14 protein-coding genes and 1 tRNA gene are annotated in these 18,178 nt (G+C 60.4%); 8 read left to right on the forward strand and 7 right to left on the reverse strand.

The window, feature by feature from the left end; all coding sequences use genetic code 11:
- Nucleotides 1-163 precede the first annotated feature (163 nt).
- The 4 genes from mnmA to V1289_RS32530 all read left to right on the forward strand — a co-directional run bounded on the left by mnmA (nt 164) and on the right by V1289_RS32530 (nt 2,639).
- Nucleotides 164-1,378: a tRNA 2-thiouridine(34) synthase MnmA gene (mnmA, locus tag V1289_RS32515; RefSeq protein WP_334402131.1), complete on the forward strand. Its 1,215-nt coding sequence runs from the start codon at nt 164-166 to the stop codon at nt 1,376-1,378.
- A 19-nt stretch (nt 1,379-1,397) separates the two neighbouring features.
- Entirely contained in the window at nt 1,398-2,036 is a 639-nt protein-coding gene (locus tag V1289_RS32520) for a class I SAM-dependent methyltransferase (RefSeq protein WP_334402133.1), read from the forward strand.
- A 42-nt stretch (nt 2,037-2,078) separates the two neighbouring features.
- Nucleotides 2,079-2,447 (forward strand): hypothetical protein, encoded by a 369-nt coding sequence (locus tag V1289_RS32525; RefSeq protein ID WP_334402135.1) that lies wholly within the window; start codon nt 2,079-2,081, stop codon nt 2,445-2,447.
- Nucleotides 2,448-2,562: 115 nt separating this feature from the next.
- Nucleotides 2,563-2,639: transfer RNA gene (locus V1289_RS32530), tRNA-Met, on the forward strand.
- 137 nt (nt 2,640-2,776) lie between these two features.
- Here V1289_RS32530 and V1289_RS32535 read toward each other — a convergent pair.
- Nucleotides 2,777-3,112: a DNA-binding protein gene (locus V1289_RS32535; RefSeq protein ID WP_334402137.1), complete on the reverse strand. Its 336-nt coding sequence runs from the start codon at nt 3,110-3,112 to the stop codon at nt 2,777-2,779.
- A gap of 47 nt (nt 3,113-3,159) precedes the next feature.
- On the opposite strand from V1289_RS32535, the gene V1289_RS32540 reads away from it, so the two are divergent.
- Both V1289_RS32540 and V1289_RS32545 read left to right on the forward strand, forming a co-directional pair.
- Nucleotides 3,160-4,635, forward strand: a complete 1,476-nt coding sequence (locus tag V1289_RS32540; RefSeq protein ID WP_334402139.1) for a hypothetical protein — start codon at nt 3,160-3,162, stop codon at nt 4,633-4,635.
- Between the two features lie 91 nt (nt 4,636-4,726).
- Complete coding sequence (locus V1289_RS32545) at nt 4,727-5,170, forward strand: hypothetical protein (RefSeq protein WP_334402141.1); 444 nt, start codon at nt 4,727-4,729, stop codon at nt 5,168-5,170.
- Between the two features lie 5 nt (nt 5,171-5,175).
- Here the strand turns inward: V1289_RS32545 and V1289_RS32550 are convergent, their stop codons facing one another.
- On the reverse strand, nt 5,176-10,137 hold the full coding sequence (locus V1289_RS32550) for an NACHT domain-containing protein (RefSeq protein ID WP_334402143.1): 4,962 nt from the start codon (nt 10,135-10,137) through the stop codon (nt 5,176-5,178).
- 240 nt (nt 10,138-10,377) lie between these two features.
- Here V1289_RS32550 and V1289_RS32555 point away from each other — a divergent pair, with 240 nt between their 5' ends.
- Both V1289_RS32555 and V1289_RS32560 read left to right on the forward strand, forming a co-directional pair.
- Nucleotides 10,378-10,578: a hypothetical protein gene (locus V1289_RS32555; RefSeq protein WP_334402145.1), complete on the forward strand. Its 201-nt coding sequence runs from the start codon at nt 10,378-10,380 to the stop codon at nt 10,576-10,578.
- A gap of 599 nt (nt 10,579-11,177) precedes the next feature.
- Nucleotides 11,178-12,035 carry a hypothetical protein gene (locus V1289_RS32560; RefSeq protein ID WP_334402147.1) on the forward strand — a complete coding sequence of 286 codons (858 nt, stop codon included), beginning with the start codon at nt 11,178-11,180 and terminating at the stop codon, nt 12,033-12,035.
- Between the two features lie 346 nt (nt 12,036-12,381).
- Here V1289_RS32560 and V1289_RS32565 read toward each other — a convergent pair whose 3' ends face one another.
- The 5 genes from V1289_RS32565 to V1289_RS32585 all read right to left on the reverse strand — a co-directional run bounded on the left by V1289_RS32565 (nt 12,382) and on the right by V1289_RS32585 (nt 17,713).
- On the reverse strand, nt 12,382-13,656 hold the full coding sequence (locus tag V1289_RS32565; RefSeq protein ID WP_334407767.1) for a DUF2130 domain-containing protein: 1,275 nt from the start codon (nt 13,654-13,656) through the stop codon (nt 12,382-12,384).
- A gap of 161 nt (nt 13,657-13,817) precedes the next feature.
- The gene (locus tag V1289_RS32570) at nt 13,818-15,377 is read right to left on the reverse strand and encodes an ATPase (protein ID WP_334402149.1); all 1,560 of its coding nucleotides are present in this window, start codon (nt 15,375-15,377) and stop codon (nt 13,818-13,820) included.
- Nucleotides 15,374-16,144, reverse strand: coding sequence for a metallophosphoesterase (locus V1289_RS32575; RefSeq protein WP_334402152.1), 771 nt, complete (start codon nt 16,142-16,144; stop codon nt 15,374-15,376). Before V1289_RS32575 ends, V1289_RS32570 begins: the two co-directional genes overlap by 4 nt.
- Complete coding sequence (locus tag V1289_RS32580; protein WP_334402154.1) at nt 16,141-16,764, reverse strand: hypothetical protein; 624 nt, start codon at nt 16,762-16,764, stop codon at nt 16,141-16,143. Before V1289_RS32580 ends, V1289_RS32575 begins: the two co-directional genes overlap by 4 nt.
- A 10-nt stretch (nt 16,765-16,774) precedes the next feature.
- A complete protein-coding gene (locus V1289_RS32585; protein ID WP_334402156.1) occupies nt 16,775-17,713 on the reverse strand; it encodes a hypothetical protein in 939 nt (312 codons plus the stop codon).
- Nucleotides 17,714-18,178 lie beyond the last annotated feature (465 nt).

Here is an 18,178-nt window from a genome sequence, read left to right on the forward strand (position 1 = left end):
CCGGCGTGCCAAAACCGGTTCGGCTGATTGCCTCCCGGGAATACGGCCTATATTAAAGAGCGGCTTCCGATCCGGCCCAAGAAGGCCGAAAGATGCCATAAGGCCTTATATGTAAAAGGCTTTTTCACTCTTTCCGCGAGACGTTGGCTCGCGATTTAAGTCGATGACCCCTGTCATGCTGAACAGTCTGGATCTTGAAGGCCGCCCAGAGGACACACGGATCGTGGTCGCCATGTCCGGCGGCGTCGACTCCTCGGTGACGGCTGCCTTGCTGAAGGCCGAGGGCTACGACGTGGTCGGGATCACGCTGCAGCTTTACGACCATGGCGCGGCCACCCATCGCAAGGGCGCCTGCTGCGCCGGCCGCGACATCCACGATGCCCGCAATGTCGCCGAGCGGATCGGCATTCCGCATTACGTGCTCGACTATGAGAGCCGTTTCCAGGAATCGGTGATCGACAATTTCGCCGACAGCTACGCGCTCGGCGAGACGCCGGTGCCCTGCATCGAGTGCAATCGGTCGATCAAGTTTCGCGATCTGCTGGCGACCGCGCGCGAGCTTGGCGCCAAGGCGCTGGCGACCGGCCATTATGTCGCATCGCGCCGCCTCGGCGATGGATCGCGCGCGCTGGTTTGCGCCGCCGATTCCGATCGCGACCAGAGCTACTTCCTGTTCGCGACCACGCGCGAGCAACTCGACTATCTGCGCTTTCCGCTCGGCGACATGACCAAGCCGCAGGCGCGCGAGCTGGCGCGACGTTTCGATCTCGAGGTCGCCGACAAGCAGGATAGCCAGGATATCTGCTTCGTGCCGACCGGGCGCTACACCGACATCATCGGCCGCTTGAAGCCTGGCGCGATCGAGCCCGGGGACATCGTCGACCTCGACGGCCGCGTCATCGGCCGGCACCAGGGCATCGTTCATTTCACCGTGGGCCAGCGTAAGGGATTGGGCATCGCGGCCAGCGCGCCCCTTTACGTGGTGCGGCTCGATGCCGCCAGCCGCCGCGTCGTGGTGGGGCCGCGCGAGGCCCTGCGGATGGACCGCATCGCGCTGCGCGACATCAACTGGATCGGCGATGGCGCGCTGGAGCACGTGATCGGCGACGGCATCGAGATGTTCGTGCGGGTGCGCTCGACGCGGGCGCCGCAGCCGGCCTGGTTGCGCGCGGTGGAGGGCGGCTTTGAGGTCGAACTCGTCGCCGGCGAAGAGGGCGTATCGCCGGGCCAGGCCTGCGTGTTTTACGACGCGCCTTCGGGGCAGGCGCGCGTGCTCGGCGGCGGATTCATCAAGAGCGCAACCGCGAAAAACGCGGCGCCGAGGGGGGCGCGGGAAGCCATCGCGCCACCTCCGCTCGCTGAAGCCGTGCGTGGATAAAAAAAGTTCGGGGCAGGGAATGGCTGGGGACATCGACCGCGAGGGGGTCGAAAAGGCTTATGGGCGCTGGGCGCCGGTCTACGACCTCGTCTTCGGCAAGGTGTTCGACGCCGGCCGCCAATCGACCATTGCGGAGGCCGACAAGATCGGCGGCAGAATCCTCGACGTCGGCGTCGGCACGGGATTGTCGCTGTCGGATTATTCGCGCAGCACGAAATTATGCGGCGTCGATATTTCCGAACCGATGCTGCGCCGGGCGCAGCAGCGCGTGCGTGCGCTCGGCCTGACCAATGTCGAAACGCTGGCGGTGATGGACGCCAAGAATCTGGCGTTTCCGGATTCGTTTTTCGACGCGGTGGTGGCGCAATATGTCATCACGGCGGTGCCGGATCCGGAAGCGACGCTGGATGATTTCATCCGTGTGCTGAAACCCGGCGGCGAACTGATCCTGGTCAATCACATCGGCGCCGAAAGCGGGCCGCGCCGTGTCTTCGAGCTGGCGTTCGCGCCGCTGGCGCGGCGGCTCGGCTGGCGGCCGGAATTTCCCTGGGCGCGGTTGACCGAGTGGGCCGCCAAACATGGCGGCGTCAGCCTGGCCGAGCGTCGGCCGATGCCGCCGATGGGGCATTTTTCGCTGATCCGCTTCCGCAAATCCTGAAATTTCCCCGGAACCACCGCGCGCGCGGGCCGTTTTCTCCCCATGAGGACAAAACACGCGCTGCTTCTTTCATGTGTGCTGATGGCTGCCTCCGGCGTGGCGGCAGCCCAGGCCCCGCCTGCGCCGGCGACACCGCCAGCCCAGACCGCCCCGCCGTCGCCATCGCGCGCCACCAATTGCGCGCCGATGCAACAGGCCCCGCAACACCCAGGTACGGCAGTGCCGGAAGGAACCACGACCGGCCAGCGGACCGAACCGCTGGGCGATAAACTGGCCCGGTCGGACGGTGTGCTGTGCCCACCCGCAGGCGTCGACCCCGAGATGCGCGCGCCGACCCCCGACGCCGGCAACACGCCGGTGATCCCGCCCCCCGGCAGCCCCGGTGGCGACCCCACGATCCGGCCGAAATAACTCCGTTTTGCAGACACTTGGCTGGACGGTCGGCTTTGCTTGACAGGTCCTTGAGCCACTCCTTATATGCCGCGCGTTCGCGAATGCGGTATAGTTGGCCGCGCCGGTGAACCGTGGCGAGGTAGCTCAGCTGGTTAGAGCACGGGAATCATAATCCTGGGGTCGGGGGTTCGAGTCCCTCTCTCGCTACCACATTCCCGGTAAACTATTGTAATTCCTAGTCTTGACCGATCGCTGTTCACACGAGGGAATGTATCAATGATACATCCGCGCGAACCCCTCAGCAATGGCCGCCAGGGCCGATCGGATTTTCTAACGTTATAGAAACATTAGATCGTAGCGGCGCTGCCGTTTGCGCCTACATCGGTATGACCGGAGACGTTCTGCGCCGTCTCCTGGTTCGACTTCGGCGGCCTGCCCCGCTGGGGCTGCTGTTGCCTTGCCTTGTCGGCGGCAGCATGCAGCTTGCTAACGAAGTCACGCTGCTGGGCCGTCTCGGCGATGTGATCGACCAGCGCCTGCACGTCATGCCTGTCGCGCAGAAACGCTGCCCAGCCCGCATTCGCAACGGCCTGTGCAATGTCGCGCGGCAAAGCGCTTTCTGCCGCCTCGAGAACCCTCTTGGCGGCCTCGACCGACGCTTCATAGCCCTGGATTGGGGGCATCTTGGTCTCCTTTCGCTACTGACGCGGGCTCAGGTGCCCGCCTCACCATGATCTTCGGAATTCGGAAAGCGTCAACCACTCTCGCGAATCGCTTCTCTCTTGCCGGCGCGACCGCTACTCCGGGAGGACAGGACGTGCTTGCCAGCAGCCAGAGAAGTGCCGACACCATCGTTGCCTACGAACGCGAAACCAGCAGGCTGGTCGCCCAGTGTCAGCGTGAGAACCCTAACGACGCGCCATGGTCGCCGCTCCTACAAACCGTCCATTGGTTCCTGAACGGGCACGCCCGGTGGGCTGGCAACACCATCCGGCTCTATGCCAACGCGCTCGAGCAGGAGGTGGGACGGATGTTGGAATACGACGCTTTCGATCCACGCAGCGAGGAAGCGTTGCTACTTCGGCGCCTAAAAACCGACCGGCCCAGCCCGAGCAACCAGAGAACTGCTGAGGCCATCGCTGCCTACGAACGTGAGACCAGCAGGCTGGTCGCACAGTATCAGCGTGAGAACCCTAACGAGGCGCCATGGTCGCCGCTCCTGCAAACCGTCCATTGGTTCCTGAACGGGCACGCCCGGTGGGCTGGCCACACCATCGAGCTCTATGCCAGCGCGCTCGAGCAGGAGCTGAGAAAGATGCTGGAGTACGATGCGTTCGATCCACGAAGCGAGGAAGCATTACTACTCCGGCGTCTGAAAACCGACTGGCCCAGCCCGATCACCAAGACCAAGACTTCCAAAAAAGGCAAACAAGTCGCCCATCAGAAAAAAGTGGCGGCCAAGACGATTAAAAAGACGAACCCCCGCAAATCGATCCCCGTGAGCGAGGTTCGTGAGCTCGTTCGCTATTTTCGCTCAAGAGACGATGAATTTTCGAATTGGATCGCCGGATATATTATTCTTGCCTCCCGCCTCGGTTGGCGTCCTGGTGAAATGCTTATTCTGCGGCGCGAAAGGCATTTTCTTCGCGCTGGCGCCGAAAAGCATACCAACGGCCGCGGCCTGACGGACACCTGCGAAATTGATATCGGCGCTTACTTTGAGAGGTCGCGGCTTTTCAAGAACGTGTGTCTCGGTTCCGAATTCGACAAATGGACGGCTGATACACGCAAGTGGGAAGCTCACTACGGGGGAAGGGTTGGGCTACAGGATAATCTCAACGCGCACCTCGCAAGGGCCAGCAAGGAGTGCAAAATAAAGCGGGTTTGCACGTATACCTTTAGGCACTTTGCGATTTCGTGCCTGAAGGCGAGCGGATTCTCCCGTGCGGAGATTGCGGTGATCGTTAATCACGCAGCGGATGGTACTGCGGCCGAGCACTATGGAAAGCGACGCGACGGTTCTAAGCGGGCAAAGAAAATATGGCGTTTTGACATGGCGCGCCTTCTGCTCGTGCGCGCCACGGCTCGTAAATTCGACAGGAGCGCCGCCTTGTCGAAGAAAACAGACGCGGAGACGAAATCGATAGAGGCCGATAGCAATACGATTGCTGAGCCTGAGGAGACGCATAGCATGGTCATGAGATAAGACGATTTGGCCATTCGGCAGCTCGGATTCTCGCTAACCTCGGCCACCCATCATTTGGTTCAGCCAAGCTTCCAGGAAACGCAAGACCCGATTGCAGATGGGCGATGAGCCGGATGACGTCCACAGCAACTACCGCGAACGCTCGGCCTTGCGCCGCAAGCCGTGCCGGGAACTGGCAAGCTTCGACCTGCCCAAGGAAATCGACTGGTCGATGTTTGAGGGGCTCGATTTTGAGGCGATGGCCTCAAGGCCTAGGGACGTGGTGGGGCGGCCCAACGGCATGGCGGCTACCTTCCAGCAACGGAGTCCAGATCAAAGGAGCGCCGGTGCTTGTGTGCTTTTTTATTCTGCCGAACATGCCGGGCCGGCCGACATTGTTACCGCTTACAACTGCCTGCTGTCTGAGTTTCACCCCTATGCGCATGCGTCGAAAATCGCTCGCGGTGGTGGCGATTGGCTGGCAGAAGCGGCCACCTACATGCCGTTTGGTCCCTCGCTGAACGAATACGTCGCGATGATGTACCGGATGACGTGAAACACCTAAAGCGTGAGTTCGGTCAGCACCTGAAACAGCAGCCGATGCGAATTGGTCGTTAGATCGTAGCCGATGACCGGTATCGGATCCTTATTAAGTCTGTCTAGTTCCTCGATCGCGTACTGCCGTAGATCGTCGGCGGAACCCATCCCGCGTCCCAAGAGCGCGGCGAACGTCACCTTGATTGAGGCCACGCTCGCTTGAGCCAGAGCTGCGCGCATGTGCGTTTGCAAGGTGGGATCCGCTTTGATCCGCCGAACCAGTGCTGGGACCCAATAGGGAATGGCCCAGCTCTGCTGTTCAATATCTTCAGCGAGGAAGTCCGTTAGCGTCTCGATCACGCCCTCGCTTGAACTGAACGCGGCCATGAGCTTCAAATTTGTCCCGGTATCATACTGCCGGTCGCGAACCCTCTCGAATACTGAGTCCGCAAGAGCGCGGTCGTTCTCACGAAGCAGAATCTCGACCAGCGCGCCCGTTGCCATTGCATTGCCAGGATAAGCGTTGAACGCGTCGATCGCCAAGGCACGCAAGGCACGATCGTCGTGGAAATAGTCCGCGAAGATTTGGCCGCCGTGAAGCATGGCGGTGATGTCGCCGATCGTTCGTCCATGAAGCGAGTCACGCAGCATGGTTTCGAGCAGCTCACGCATGCTTTGGCCTTGCGGCGCAAATTCCGCCAAAGCGGTAATCAAATCCTTCTTGTGAAGATGTTGGGCGGACGGAACCTTGTCCATCAAAAGACCAAACAGTCTATCCGCTTGAGGAGTCCCGGCGTGCAATGATTTTAAGGTTCGTTCGGGAGTGATCTCGAAGCGGCTTAATATCTCCGCATCGCCACCAAGCGCTTGGCTCAATTCAGGCCACCGCGGTAACAACCGACGTAGATAAATATCCTCTTTAGCTAAGTCCGGATTGATTGCGACATCGAGAGGTTTCCCACTGTGCTCTTTTGCGCTGACAAAATGGTCGATATTGCCGGTCAACAACAGCCCAATCACTGCTGCTGTTCTGCGCTTTTCATATTCTGGACCGACCGTGTCTAGTTCATCGACGAGCCAGCGAAGATCTTGCTCGGGTAATGGACCGCGAGCAATCGTTGCCTCAATCCCGCCCATGATGCTTTCCGCGCAAACCAGGCCGTCCGTGTCCTGTCGGCCGTTCAGCAAAAGCTCGTGAGCTACAGCGTTCGCAGGTGCGGCTGTCTCGAGCGCACGAATAAGGGTCATGCGAGCGCTTTGATCAAGCGGACAAAGAACGTTCAGCACGCGGTGGCACATATCAGGGTCGTTCGGGTAGCCAAACGCGACCGCGCCAAGCGAGCCATCACGTCGTAAAAGTTCATCTTCTGCGATTATGCGTACCCGCGGGTGCGCTGGAAAGGTCGCGATAATGTTGGCACACCACATGTCCCTATAGAGAGGAGCTCTTTTTCGCTCCCCGGCAGCAAGGGCGGCCTGCACCATTTCCTCGTCCTCGGCTGTAACACCTAAATTTTTGCAGCCCTTCAACAGGAAGTCATAGCGTGGAACATCGGCGTGCATGCCGCGCAGAAGGGTCGCGCGGCATGCTGCGCGATCATCGATGATGAGCGGAAGCTCTTCAGCCACATCAGATAAATGCTTTGGATCTGCATCGAGCATTGACGCGAAGAGATCCTGCACTTCTGGATCATCTCTTCCCCATATTTCGGCGAGGCCACGCGAGTACCAGAAGCCCAGATGCTCGCCTTGGCGCAGGCCATCCAGGAACCTCTGTTTCAGGTACGGCAGACGCAGGGTTTTCGCGATCCAATAGAGATCATGGTCACCATAGCGCTTTTTGTCTGCGATTTGGGTCTCGATCTTGGCGACCAGGTCGGGTGTCCATGTCACGCGATCAACCGGGAAATTTCCACGGGTAAAAAGATCGGCCAACATCCAGTCCCTGTCCAACAATTGTGAGAGCTCCCTTCGTGCGCTGGCGTTGTTGGAGTCGCAGAGAAGGAGGGCGCCCACAAGCGGCTTCATGCGAAAGGGGCCGTCACCCAATTGTGCAGCAATTGATGACTCCAATTTCTTGGCGAAGGCATCCCGGTGGTGGAGGGCGAAATATTCAGCAAGATCGTGGGCAAAGAGGCTGTCGGAATAGCGCTCCCTCCCATACGCAATCGCGTAGAAACAGTCTAAGTCTTCCGCATCGGTTTCGCCGCGATGCGCGCGTATCCGGATCGCGTCAAGAGATAGACCGTCATGGCTGCTTGCGCGGAGTCTTCGGGCGATCTCCCCAACATCTTCGTCTTGCGTCCAGCCAAACCCCACTGAAAACAACGCTGCCTGGGCTGTCTGAACCGAGGGGGCCGTCCTGGCCAATCGGAGAAGTTGGTCTTTGACATCGACGCGTCGCTCGGCAATCAGCGGCAGGACCTGCGCGGCTTTTCGCCAGATGTGTTCGTTCTCGGATCGGAGGCAACGCAGGAGCGCTGGAATGGCCGCGGTTCGCGAAGAAACATCCCAACCCCCAATCGCATCAATAGCTGCTCCGCGAGCATACCCATGTCGGTCTGGCACCCATTCGGCCAATTTCGTCTGACATAGACTGCGGACGGATTCCGAAAACAGCCCGTCAACCGCGGCCGTGAGCAAATGCCTCTGCCGTTCTCCCCATGCCGTTGATTCTGCCTCGGCTAGACACTCCTTCGCTACACGCCGGACAACGCCCAGGTCATGCGAAAAATCCGCGAACACCGCGTCGGCCAGCAAGGTGTCGCGGGCGGCTTGTTCAGCGACGTCTTTTGGTTGAGCCTTTTCGATGGCCTCGATGAGCTGTCCGGTGTCGGCCTCGTTCGGTGTCATCGCGAGAAGATAGAGAATTGGTTCCCGCCACCGAAGCGTGCCGGCGTTCACACTTACGAATGCGATTTTGTCATCGGCCGAAAGCTGCATCAGATGTCGTGCGGCTAGATACTCCTGTAGTGAAAGATGCAGGAAACCGATGTTGCCAGGTGCCTTGTTCACCAGCAGCCCCGCCCGTTCCTCGGTGAAAGAAAAAATCGCTCGCGCGGAAGCCTCGGCTGCGTCTTGATTCCCTGAATTCTGTCTGTGCAGGATAAGACGCGCGCCACGAGCAACTGCGTCATCCTCATCCGCTGCGTCGGGTATCGCGCCGCGCAAATCTCCGGCTTGCAGCGCAAAGGCGAAGTCTGAAATGATCCGGTTTCGAAGGCGAGGTTCGGCTTGAGATGGATCCGTTGAGAGTGCGCTGACGGCGCGACGATTGGGTTGATGCTCCATCAATTGATCGACAATTTCTTTGCTCGCAGCGAACCGGTTTCTCGGCAGGTCCTGCCCGCGGCTATGTAGATTTATGAAGGCGAGCAAGAACAACGGTGTCTGCGAGAGGCGGTTGATGCCAACATTTCCTTGAAGCGCGGAAACGAACGCATTTGCTTTCTGTCGCGAGCGAGTACGAATCTGGGCATCTGTTGCGTTGTCCGCCTCGAAGCGCTCCAAGAGGCCAAACCACAAGTTTGCCAACGCATGGCGTTGATCGTCGGACAATGGCGCAAGCGTCGCGCGTTCCCAGGCGTCGCCGAGCCCGTTTAAGCTGCGCGCGCCGTGTGGACGGGATGTAGCAACAACTGAGATCCCGGTTTGATCAATGAGCGTCGTCAGGACCGCAAGCAGCGTTTGCGCTACAGCCGGATTGGCGGCCTCGTCAATACCGTCAACGAGGAGCACAATTCGCTTTCCAAGGACTGCGCGCCGCATGTTTTCAGCCAGCTCGGGCCCGCCTTGCGCGTGCACATACTCGGCGGCAACATCTTCAAGGGGAGCTGGGGCGTGGCGGTCGGCACTCATTCGGACCCAGAGCGCAAAAGGCAGCCACACCGGGATCAAGGTCCTAAAGCGCTCCTGTGTGACCTTCAGCACGGGTTCACTAGATAGAATATCAAGCGCCAGGAAGCGTAGCAGCGTGCTCTTGCCTGAGCCCGCGTCCCCGAGCACGAGGGAGCGCGTATGCGAGCCGAGATATTCATCCAGCTCCATCCTCCGCTCGCGCAAGAACGCGCGTGGGGGCCGTACATCAGAAGCTCTGTGATCAGGTTCTCTACTGCCAGATTCCGCATTTCGAGAAGGTTGGCGATTTGCGGCCAAATCTCTCTCTGGCGGGGCTGTATCTCCGGTCTCCGAGGATTGAATGAGCAAGTCTGGCCGAACATAGCGCTTGGGCAACGGAGTAGTAGCCCGGGTCCGACCTTGTGCGTCGACTCCGACGATCGGGAGACCAGGATCGACGGTCGAAATCCAAGAGTTGTAGCAACTCTGCAGTCCGTTTTTCAGGTCGGCCGCGTCAAACCGGGAAAGCCTCTGCCGCAACTGCTCGACAGCTTCGGGTAGGCAAATGGCTTCGACCCATTGCCGCTTGAAAAAATCATCGACGACTATGGGTTCGTCTTTGAGTTGCTGCGTCAAGTGCGAAGCATCGAGAGCCTCAAAATCTATGTTCCGGGCTCGTAGCTTATCGCGCGCTGCCTCGATCGCATCTATGACCGCTGGCGATGAAAACTCACATGCGACCGCCAGCACGAAACGCGTAGCTCGCTGCGCCCATTTGCGTCTAAGAAAATATTGAACGGCAGCGTCGATCTTGGCTTTAGATATGGACGTGTGACGCTTGCTTTGCCAAACATGATAGGTGCCATCCGGCAGACGAACGAGCACATCGATGCCGTGCTGGGCATGCCCGGTCTTTCCGTAAGCCCATGCCGCTTCGACGTTCGCACCGCGTTCGGCCAACCGAACGCAAAGCCTTTCGAAGTCCTCCCATGTCAGACTCGTAAAGGGCAGGACATCGGTTCGCGGCCGCACCGGCGGGTTCGGTGCGGCGCCTGTTGGGTCTTCTCGCAGCCAGCTCGGATTTTCGATCCGCGCGGGAGCTCGGCCCGCCGCCTTCTTTTTCTTTGTACCCGACTTCGGTTTAGGCACGCGGCTACTCTCGCATGGGTTGCGAATCTGCTATCCTTGCATTTAAGCTATGCTGTCGCAACGCTCGCCGAGCTTGTAAAGCTTGCGGGCAAGGTTGCTATTTGGGAAGAATCGTACGGTGTCGCTTAGAGGGAGTTCTCATTTGGCCCCCAAGAGGGCCATTCTGTTGCGCTCGTGTAGTGTATTGCAGCGTCGACGCGCGACAATTGATGTGGTCGATTTGCAACGGGAGAACTGCCCATGAAGGAACCAGGATTGGATGGTCGTCACCGTGATAACGACGGGGAGATTCAGCAAAAGCGTAGCGATACACTGAACAAGAATCTCTCAAGGCCCATTCCTCAGTTTTCGCCAAATGCGACACTGGGCACGATGAGGGAAAGGACCGGCAAGGTTAGTGAGGAAGCCGTAAGGCGTGCCGCAGCAAAGATAAAAAAGTAACTCGACCGATCATCGATCTCGGTTAATCGGTGGTTTGATTTCGGCGAACCTTGCAGCTTGCGCCGGGCTATTCGATGCTACGCGGCAGAATTGCATCAGGCGTTAGACGGCGCTACCGCGAGGCGCTTCATTTACTCGTTAACCATGCCGATTTATCGGCCTTGATAGGCGCGTTTGCGCGGCCCATCTTGTTGGCGTCGGCCACTCTTGAGGGTGGTCGCCTGTTCTACGGTGGAATTCGTAGCGGGCTGAAGACATGCAGGGTTCGCCGGCTCTTCTGAGCGGCTCAATCCCTCCAGGCGGATCCACTCGCTTGGTAAAATGTAAGCCTTGGGCCCATAGGCCAAAAGGCATCCAAATCGTTTTCACATGAACTAGCGCTCGACGCATGTCGCAGTTTCCGGCCACGACCGGAATCCGACCTGCTTTGCGTAACTCAAGCTTAGGGAGCGGACTGGTCACGGGACTAGTCACAGTGGATGACGATGCGCGCTCATGAAGACCCTTCCTCGCAAGACGAGGTTCATAACGATAGTGCTGCGCGCGGTAACGGCTCGCGGCGTGGCCGCCCATCGGGGAGGGAGCTCGCTCGCCTGCGATTGAAGGAGACGGTCGCTTATGTTTCCGTCGACGACCTGGCGGGGCTTCAGCAGGAGCCCCCCGAACCCGAAGATGGCGTATCTTCGGAGGCGGGGCGAAAGCGCAAGCAACGAAAAATCGATGAGAATGGCGGATTCCATTACTTCAATGTGAAGATGCCCATCGACGACCCGGCGCTAAAAGAAACTGTGAAGACGGTCGCGGCTACGCTGATCAAAGATCGAAAAGTTCATCATACTTTCGACGCGCTCGTATCGGATCCGGCGGTTCGCGAAATCGTCGATTGCGCGACTTCTTCTGCTGGTGGCGCGGTTTTGATCGCAAAGGCGGCTCGGACCGGCGGTCTGTTGCGGATGGCCTCGGTTGCGGCCGCGGACGGTGAACTTACTCAGTGCCTTGCTCAACTGGTCGAAGACGGCACCGCGCTGAAGGCGATCAGGATAGTTGCGATGGCTCTCATTGGGGATCGTGAATTTTATCGTACCCTAGTCGCTCTCGTATCGAATCCTCTGCTCCGCGAGACTGTCGATTGCACATCTTTGGAGCCAGGAGGCATGACCTTGATTGCCAAAGCGGCCCGATCCGGTGGTCTATTGCAGATGGCAAAGGTTGCCGAAGCGAATGGCGAACTGGCTCAATGTCTCGCTCAGTTGGCCGAGAATGGCGTGCTCTTGAAGGCCATTAGCGTATTGGTCGGCAGCTTCAACAAGGTCGCTGCCGAAGGTTCGGTGGAGGCGCCGCTGCGAGCGGCTACCGCGGCCATGCGAGATCCAGCCGCCACGCTCAGGTTCTGCGAAGTGCGCGCGCGGGGAGGGATCCGAGCTCAGATACTTGACTGGATCTTGGGTCTTGCTTGACCAAAAACCTCTAGCGAGGGCAAGCCGACGTGCTCCTAAAAGGCGGTAATGACTGTGGGAAGCAGGCGCGCGCCGACGGGTCACTTAGAATTCGCAATTTCGGGTACTTAGCCTAGAAGTCAATCGACGGGCAGCGAAACATAAGGCTAGTCGACCGGAATAGACTGGCTGGCTCATTCGGCGGGCGATAAGCCCGAGCGCGGGGGAGCTTGACCGCGTGTCGACCAGTCCTACAATCCTTGGTTTAGGGCGGTGGCCATATTGGCGGGATCATCGATACGAGACAGGCTTTTGGCGGACCGACGAGCTCTACTCGATCTAGGGACGCGCAACAGACTGGTAAAGCCTACTCAGCTGCCTCGCCCTTCACCTCGATCATCAACACGTCCAGGCTCTCGATCTCCTGCATAGCGCGACCGGCGATCCCCTGGAGATCCCCGTACAACCCGGCGGTCGAATCGAGCACGCCCCTAAGCTGTTCCTCCCTCTTGGCCCACAGCCGCGTCATGGTCTTGCGTTCGCGATCGAGATCGGCCTGCATATCGGTGAATTTTTCGACGATGGCGTCGATGCGGTGGCGGAAACGCGGGCCGGTCAGGTAGGCGTACACCATCTTCATCTTGGTCTGCTGGCCTTCCTGTGCTTGGCGGCTGGCGGCGATGTCGATCAGCGACTGGCGGAGCGCGACGGCGAGGGGGATCGCAAACCGGGGCTCCGTGACCCAAACGTTCTCGACGAGGTCAAAGCCCGCGATGCCCTTGGGCAGAGCACTTGAGACGATCAGCCCCACCTCCGCTTTGGCGGCGCGCTGGTCATCGCGCAGCTTGCCGACCCAAGCTGGGTTCCAGGCCTTCGTTCGCTTGGACTCCCAGAGGATCGTGCCGCAGGCTTTGCCGCCGGGGCCGAGCACGCGATGTACCACGTCGCCGCCGAACTCGCCCTTGGCGACAGGCTCGATCAAGTCACGCTGAAAGCGGCTGCGGAGCAGGGATTCGAGTTCGACTTCGAGGGCTTCGCCCTGTAGCTGCTGCGAGCCTTGGTCGGCCTTGCGGCGCAGTTCCTCGATCTGGCGCTGCATGCCGGCGATCTGGATCTCCTTTTCAGTCACCTTGGCCTTCAACGAATCTTCGGCGTCGAGCCTTGCCTTGTCGCGAACCGCAACCAGGTTCTCCTGAACCTTTTTCTCCACCGTGAGATCCAACTCGCGCTTGGCGTCCTCAAGTTCCCGTTCCTTGCGCAACATTTCGGCCTGGACCTGCTGGGCTTCGGCAAGCTTCGCATTGTTGGTGGCGAGCATCTGCTGCAGATCCGCAAGCTGGCGGTCGCGCTGGCCGAGATCGTCCGCGAGCGCAAGGCGCGCCTTTTTGGCCTCGGTTTCAGCAATACCGCCGCGTTCGGTCCGCAACTTGGCTGCAACCTGTTCATCTATGGTTTCGCGTGCCTTGGCGAGGTCGGCCTGCGTTTGCTTGAGGTGGGCCTCACGGCGATTGAAATCGGCCTCCTTGGCCGCGAGCTGCGCTTCGAATTGTTTGCGGGTTGCAGCGATCATGGGCGCCGCGAGCGATTCGGTCAGCTTGATCTCGGTGCTGCACTTCGGGCAGACGATCTGAGGGTCGGTCACGGTGTCGGTCCTGTCATTGTTGGTGGTGATCTTATCGCTTTTCCCGGTGCCGCTCGGGCTGGGCCGCGGCGTTATCCCCGGCAATCGTGCTGGCCGTGGCAACCGCGACACCCCGTTCGGTGTCGTCGGCTTTGGCTTCTCGGTGGGATCGTGCGTCATGGTCAGTTCCTCGTGGCACGCAGGTCGCGTTCGCGCAGGATGGCCTCGACGATGCGGCGGAGGCGGCGCACCGAGCCGCCGCGCCAGTGTTGCGCCACTGCGGCATGTTCGGTGCCGTCGAGAGGCGGCACCCAGCTTCCGTCCAGACCGCGTTCTTGGGCGAGGTCCGCGATCACGGCCGGCAAGAGCGCATCGAGATCGTCCGCGCTTGGCTTCGGAAACTTGATCACGCGAAAGCGGTCGCGGAGCGGACCGGGCAGAGGCTCGATACTGTTGACCGTTGCCAGGAAAGACACTTGTGATAATTGGAGGTTCGTTTGAAGCGCCGGATCGGGGTAGCGCGCACTTGTCTCGAGCTCGAGGAAGCCGAGGAGGCAATCCCATAGCCGTCCATAGTCATTCCGCACCGCAGCCTTCTCCAATTCCTCAAGCTGGATCAAAACGCTGGCCTGTTTTGCCTGCGCAATCGCGAGGAAAGGATGACACGGCTCGGCGGAATACCAGCGTCGGTCAGTGCCGCCGAATACTGCACCGTCGGCGCGCGAGCAGTCCTCGCACCAGACGCTCAAGCCGAGGACCTCTCCGAGGCGGCGTGCAAACCGAGATTTGCCGCCGCCAAAATCGCCGACCAAAATTAGTGGACGCAGCTTCACCGTGGTACGACCAACGAGGTCGGCGAGCACAAAGTCGATCACATCTGATGCATAGGGAAATTCGTAAAGGAGCGTGTTGCGCACTTGGTTCAGCGGCGGAACCGCGACCAGCGGCAACGGCAGGTTGATGATGTCCTTGAGCGGGCCGAGTATCTCCCTCAGTTTGGCGTTCTTCATCGCCTCGCGGCTCAGGCGAGCGACCACGAGGTGATTTGCAGGCACCACTTCGGCCGAAGGTGAACCTTGTTGTAGGGGTTGGGCCGCTTCTTTCTCCGCTTCCTCACGCGCTCGTCTCTCTTTTTCTTTTTCCCGTCTAGCCGCAGCCTTCACGGCGGCGATCCTGTGCTTGGCCATGCCCGAGCCGATGAGAACCGCGTTTCGCGCGGCCGATTGGTGGCTCAGGACCATGTGGCTGCAGGCGGGTAGGGCCGCCCAGCCGAAGACAAGCCGCTCAATGTCGCTGCAGAGCCGCTCATCGCCGTCACGGACATGCTCAAACGCGAGCAGTAAGGCCTTTGCCACACGCTGGTGACCCTCGAAGAAGGCGCCGCCGCGCGGTACCGGCAGGCACAATAGCCGGACGCAGTCGGCAAAGCCGCGTAACTTCGGATCGTTCTCCGTGACGGCACGGCAGTCGAGTTCGGCGGCCACTGCAAGGCCCGCCTCCACCGTCGGCGCCGCCGCCCAGGCCGCGTTGAGCGGCAAGTTGGGACAAAGTTCGTCGATCTCGGCGGTCAGTCGCTGTTCGACATGACGGGCATTGTCGTTGACCAACATCGCGTAACGCAGCAGCCTGGGCAGACCTTCAAGGCGCTCGTCCCAGTCAGCCGAATCAGCCGCCGCGCCAGTGACGACGGCATCCCGCTGGACCGCGGGCAGATCGAAATCGTCTGAGTTATCGGCGCTCATGCTTTGAGTTCCACCACTAGTGCGGCGTTAAAGTCGGGATTCTCGGACCCGTACCCGTGCGGATTACACACGATCCGACTCGTCCCGACGTGATAATCGGCCGAGTTGTGAACGTGACCGTGCACCCACAGCGTCGGCTGGTAACGCTCGATCAGCGCGGACTGGTCCGAAAGGAACGCTCCGGTCACCGGATCGCTGCGGAATCGCGGATGGATCGAGTTCCAATGCACTGCGTGATGGCTGATAACGACAGTCGATCCGGCGAACGGCACTGCGAGGGTTTCGGCCAGGAGCGCCTTCGACTGGTGATGCAAAAGCGCCGCCTCTTGCGGCCTAAACCGCAACCATGGCTGTTTCTGCCACCCGATCAAGCGATGATCGTTCATGGTTTTGGCGCAGGCGTTCATCACCGCGGCCTGGTTGGCTTCCCCGTAAATTCGATAGTCGGTCCAGAGCGCTGCACCCAGGAACCGGACGCCACCTAGTTCAACAGCGGTGTCGTTCAAAAAGTGGAGGTTGAACGCACCGGCGTTAGCAAAGGCTACCGCGAGTTCGTCAGGGATGAACTTGCGGTAAAATTCGTGATTCCCGGGCACCATCACGACCGGGATGTCCATCGGGACGATCCGGCGCAACTGCTCGAAGGCACGGAGCATCCCTTCACAGACGTCGCCGGCGACGATCACGACATCGACGCCGGGGACGATGGTGATGGGTTTGATCGGAGAGACGTTCACGTGGAGATCCGAGAAGATTTGGGCCCTCATGCGTCATCTCCATAATGGTGACGTTCCTGAAAAGCAGTCAGCAGCACGGTCTCGGCCTCGCTGAACTTGCGCGGATTGTCCGAGTAGCGCTTGCCATACGCCAGCCACGACGCGGCCAGCTCCGTCGCGAAGGCATGGCCGAGGTCGGTCAGGCCGAGGACCTGCGCCAGCACCAGCGCCGCCGCGACATTGCGCTCAAGCACACACCGCAGCAGCGCCGTCATGGCGATGTCGACCTTCAGCGTCATCTCCTCCACCGGCATCATGGAGAATGCGACGTCGATGGCGGCCGACGGGTCGCCCTTGAGCGCGGCCGCGAAGTCGTCACCGCCGTGGAGCACGTCGATCTGTTCGAGCGTCGTCAGCAGGAGCAGGCGCTCGGCATCCCCGAACGCGCCCGACAGCAGCGTCCGCCACCAGGCAAGCGGCGAGGCGTCCTCCCGGTTGAACGGCCAGGGGCGGGTCGCCGGTTCGGGGAGCGTCAGGTCCGGGATGCGGCTGACGATATCCGACGAATTGTCAGCTGGCGACGGCCCACCGTTGCCGCCGTGCCCCGTCTCGACGACATTGTCACCTTCCTGCCGGAGCTTGCGCTCCGGCACCTTCGTTGATTTGGACATTTTCTGCTCCCTAGACCGCGATCAACATCGGCTGCGGGTAGCGCGGCGCCTGCCACTTGCTGCTGTCGACGTGGGCGCCGGTCACCGTCTTCGCCGCAATAGCGGCCGACGGGAACCAGACCGCCACGCGCAGGCGCTGCCGGTCCTGAACACCGGGGATCGGCGTCAGGGCCTGCGCGGCCGCGAGCTCCGCGCGGCGGGTGTGCAGGATCGGGTTGACGCTCGGGTTCACCGCGGTGCGGATTTCCGAGCCCGCCATCACCACGAAACCATTCTGCGCCGGGTAACCCCGCGCCCAGAGGTCCACATAAGCGAGCTCGAGTTCGCTGCCGATGGAAGGCGTCGCGCTCACCCCGATCTCCATCGGCCCGTCTTCGTCCGGGCTGATGATGGTCTCGGTCTCGATCACCGTCCCGCGCTGACTCGCGAAATTCGAACGGAACGCGCGGCAGCCGGCATCGAACAACAACCTTTCGCCATGTTCGACGAAGTGGTCGAGGGAGGCCCGCTTGTGGCTGGGCAACTCCAGCACCTGCGGGTTCACGCCCTTGATCACGTCGACCAGACCTGCCTGTTCGGCAATATCCGTCAGGCGGTACTGCAGGTAGATCGCAGCCGTCTTGTCGAACCACGCCCGCTGATAGCCCGAGATCACATAGATCTCACGGGCGAAAGCCATGGTGGGATCGGCGGCGTGGGTGGACAGCCTGCGGAGGGCATTCCCGGTCTCCCCGATCCGGACCATGGCGTGGTTGGCGAGGACATAGCAGGCCGGAACCGAAGCACGCGCCGGCGACAGCTCCTTCACCATCGCAACCGGGAAGGCCGACACCGTGAGGCGGCCGGCATCGTCGTGGACCTCGCGCAGGCCGGCGATATCGCCCATCGGGCGGTGGACGTTAGTGGTGCAGGCGGGCTGCACGGAGTCGTTGGCAGAAAACAGCGTCATGGTCTCTCGCTCTTTCTCTCGTTGAAGTGTGAATTGAGTTACGGATGGCTAACGCGCGCACTATATATACTGCGCACGCGTGCGCAAGTGCCGCTCCATTGTTGCCTGTCTGCCCATCGAATCGCATTATGGTTAATGCTCGAATCGGGAGGGTTGGATGGTGAAAAGGAGTTCAGCGAAGGTGGCGAAGGGCAGGAGCGGCCCCAGGGCACCAGTCGGGAAAAGGCCGCTAATGGTCATCATTGACGAAGACCTGATCAAAGCCGCCAAAATCGCGGCGATCGAAGATGGGACGAAGGTGTCCGGGACCGTTGAAGGCCTTTTACGGGATTGGTTGGCGAAGAGGAAGGCGCGAGCATAACCATACAGGGTTGAGAGCCCGTAGAATTTGTGGCGGGCCACGGTACTGTCATTGCCAATCGGGACGGGCGGCCCTGACAGTGCAACGCAGGTGCATAGCCTTGA

This window comes from Bradyrhizobium sp. AZCC 2289, from assembly GCF_036924615.1.
Classification (GTDB): Bacteria; Pseudomonadota; Alphaproteobacteria; order Rhizobiales; family Xanthobacteraceae; genus Bradyrhizobium.

Bases quoted from the DNA above. Each gene is read 5' to 3' on its own strand.
- mnmA (WP_334402131.1), top strand. From the start codon at position 164: ATGACCCCTGTCATGCTGAACAGTCTGGATCTTGAAGGCCGCCCAGAG.
- V1289_RS32520 (WP_334402133.1), top strand. From the start codon at position 1,398: ATGGCTGGGGACATCGACCGCGAGGGGGTCGAAAAGGCTTATGGGCGC.
- V1289_RS32525 (WP_334402135.1), top strand. From the start codon at position 2,079: ATGAGGACAAAACACGCGCTGCTTCTTTCATGTGTGCTGATGGCTGCC.
- V1289_RS32535 (WP_334402137.1), bottom strand. From the start codon at position 3,112: ATGCCCCCAATCCAGGGCTATGAAGCGTCGGTCGAGGCCGCCAAGAGG.
- V1289_RS32540 (WP_334402139.1), top strand. From the start codon at position 3,160: ATGATCTTCGGAATTCGGAAAGCGTCAACCACTCTCGCGAATCGCTTC.
- V1289_RS32555 (WP_334402145.1), top strand. From the start codon at position 10,378: ATGAAGGAACCAGGATTGGATGGTCGTCACCGTGATAACGACGGGGAG.
- V1289_RS32570 (WP_334402149.1), bottom strand. From the start codon at position 15,377: ATGAGCGCCGATAACTCAGACGATTTCGATCTGCCCGCGGTCCAGCGG.
- V1289_RS32575 (WP_334402152.1), bottom strand. From the start codon at position 16,144: ATGAGGGCCCAAATCTTCTCGGATCTCCACGTGAACGTCTCTCCGATC.
- V1289_RS32580 (WP_334402154.1), bottom strand. From the start codon at position 16,764: ATGTCCAAATCAACGAAGGTGCCGGAGCGCAAGCTCCGGCAGGAAGGT.
- V1289_RS32585 (WP_334402156.1), bottom strand. From the start codon at position 17,713: ATGACGCTGTTTTCTGCCAACGACTCCGTGCAGCCCGCCTGCACCACT.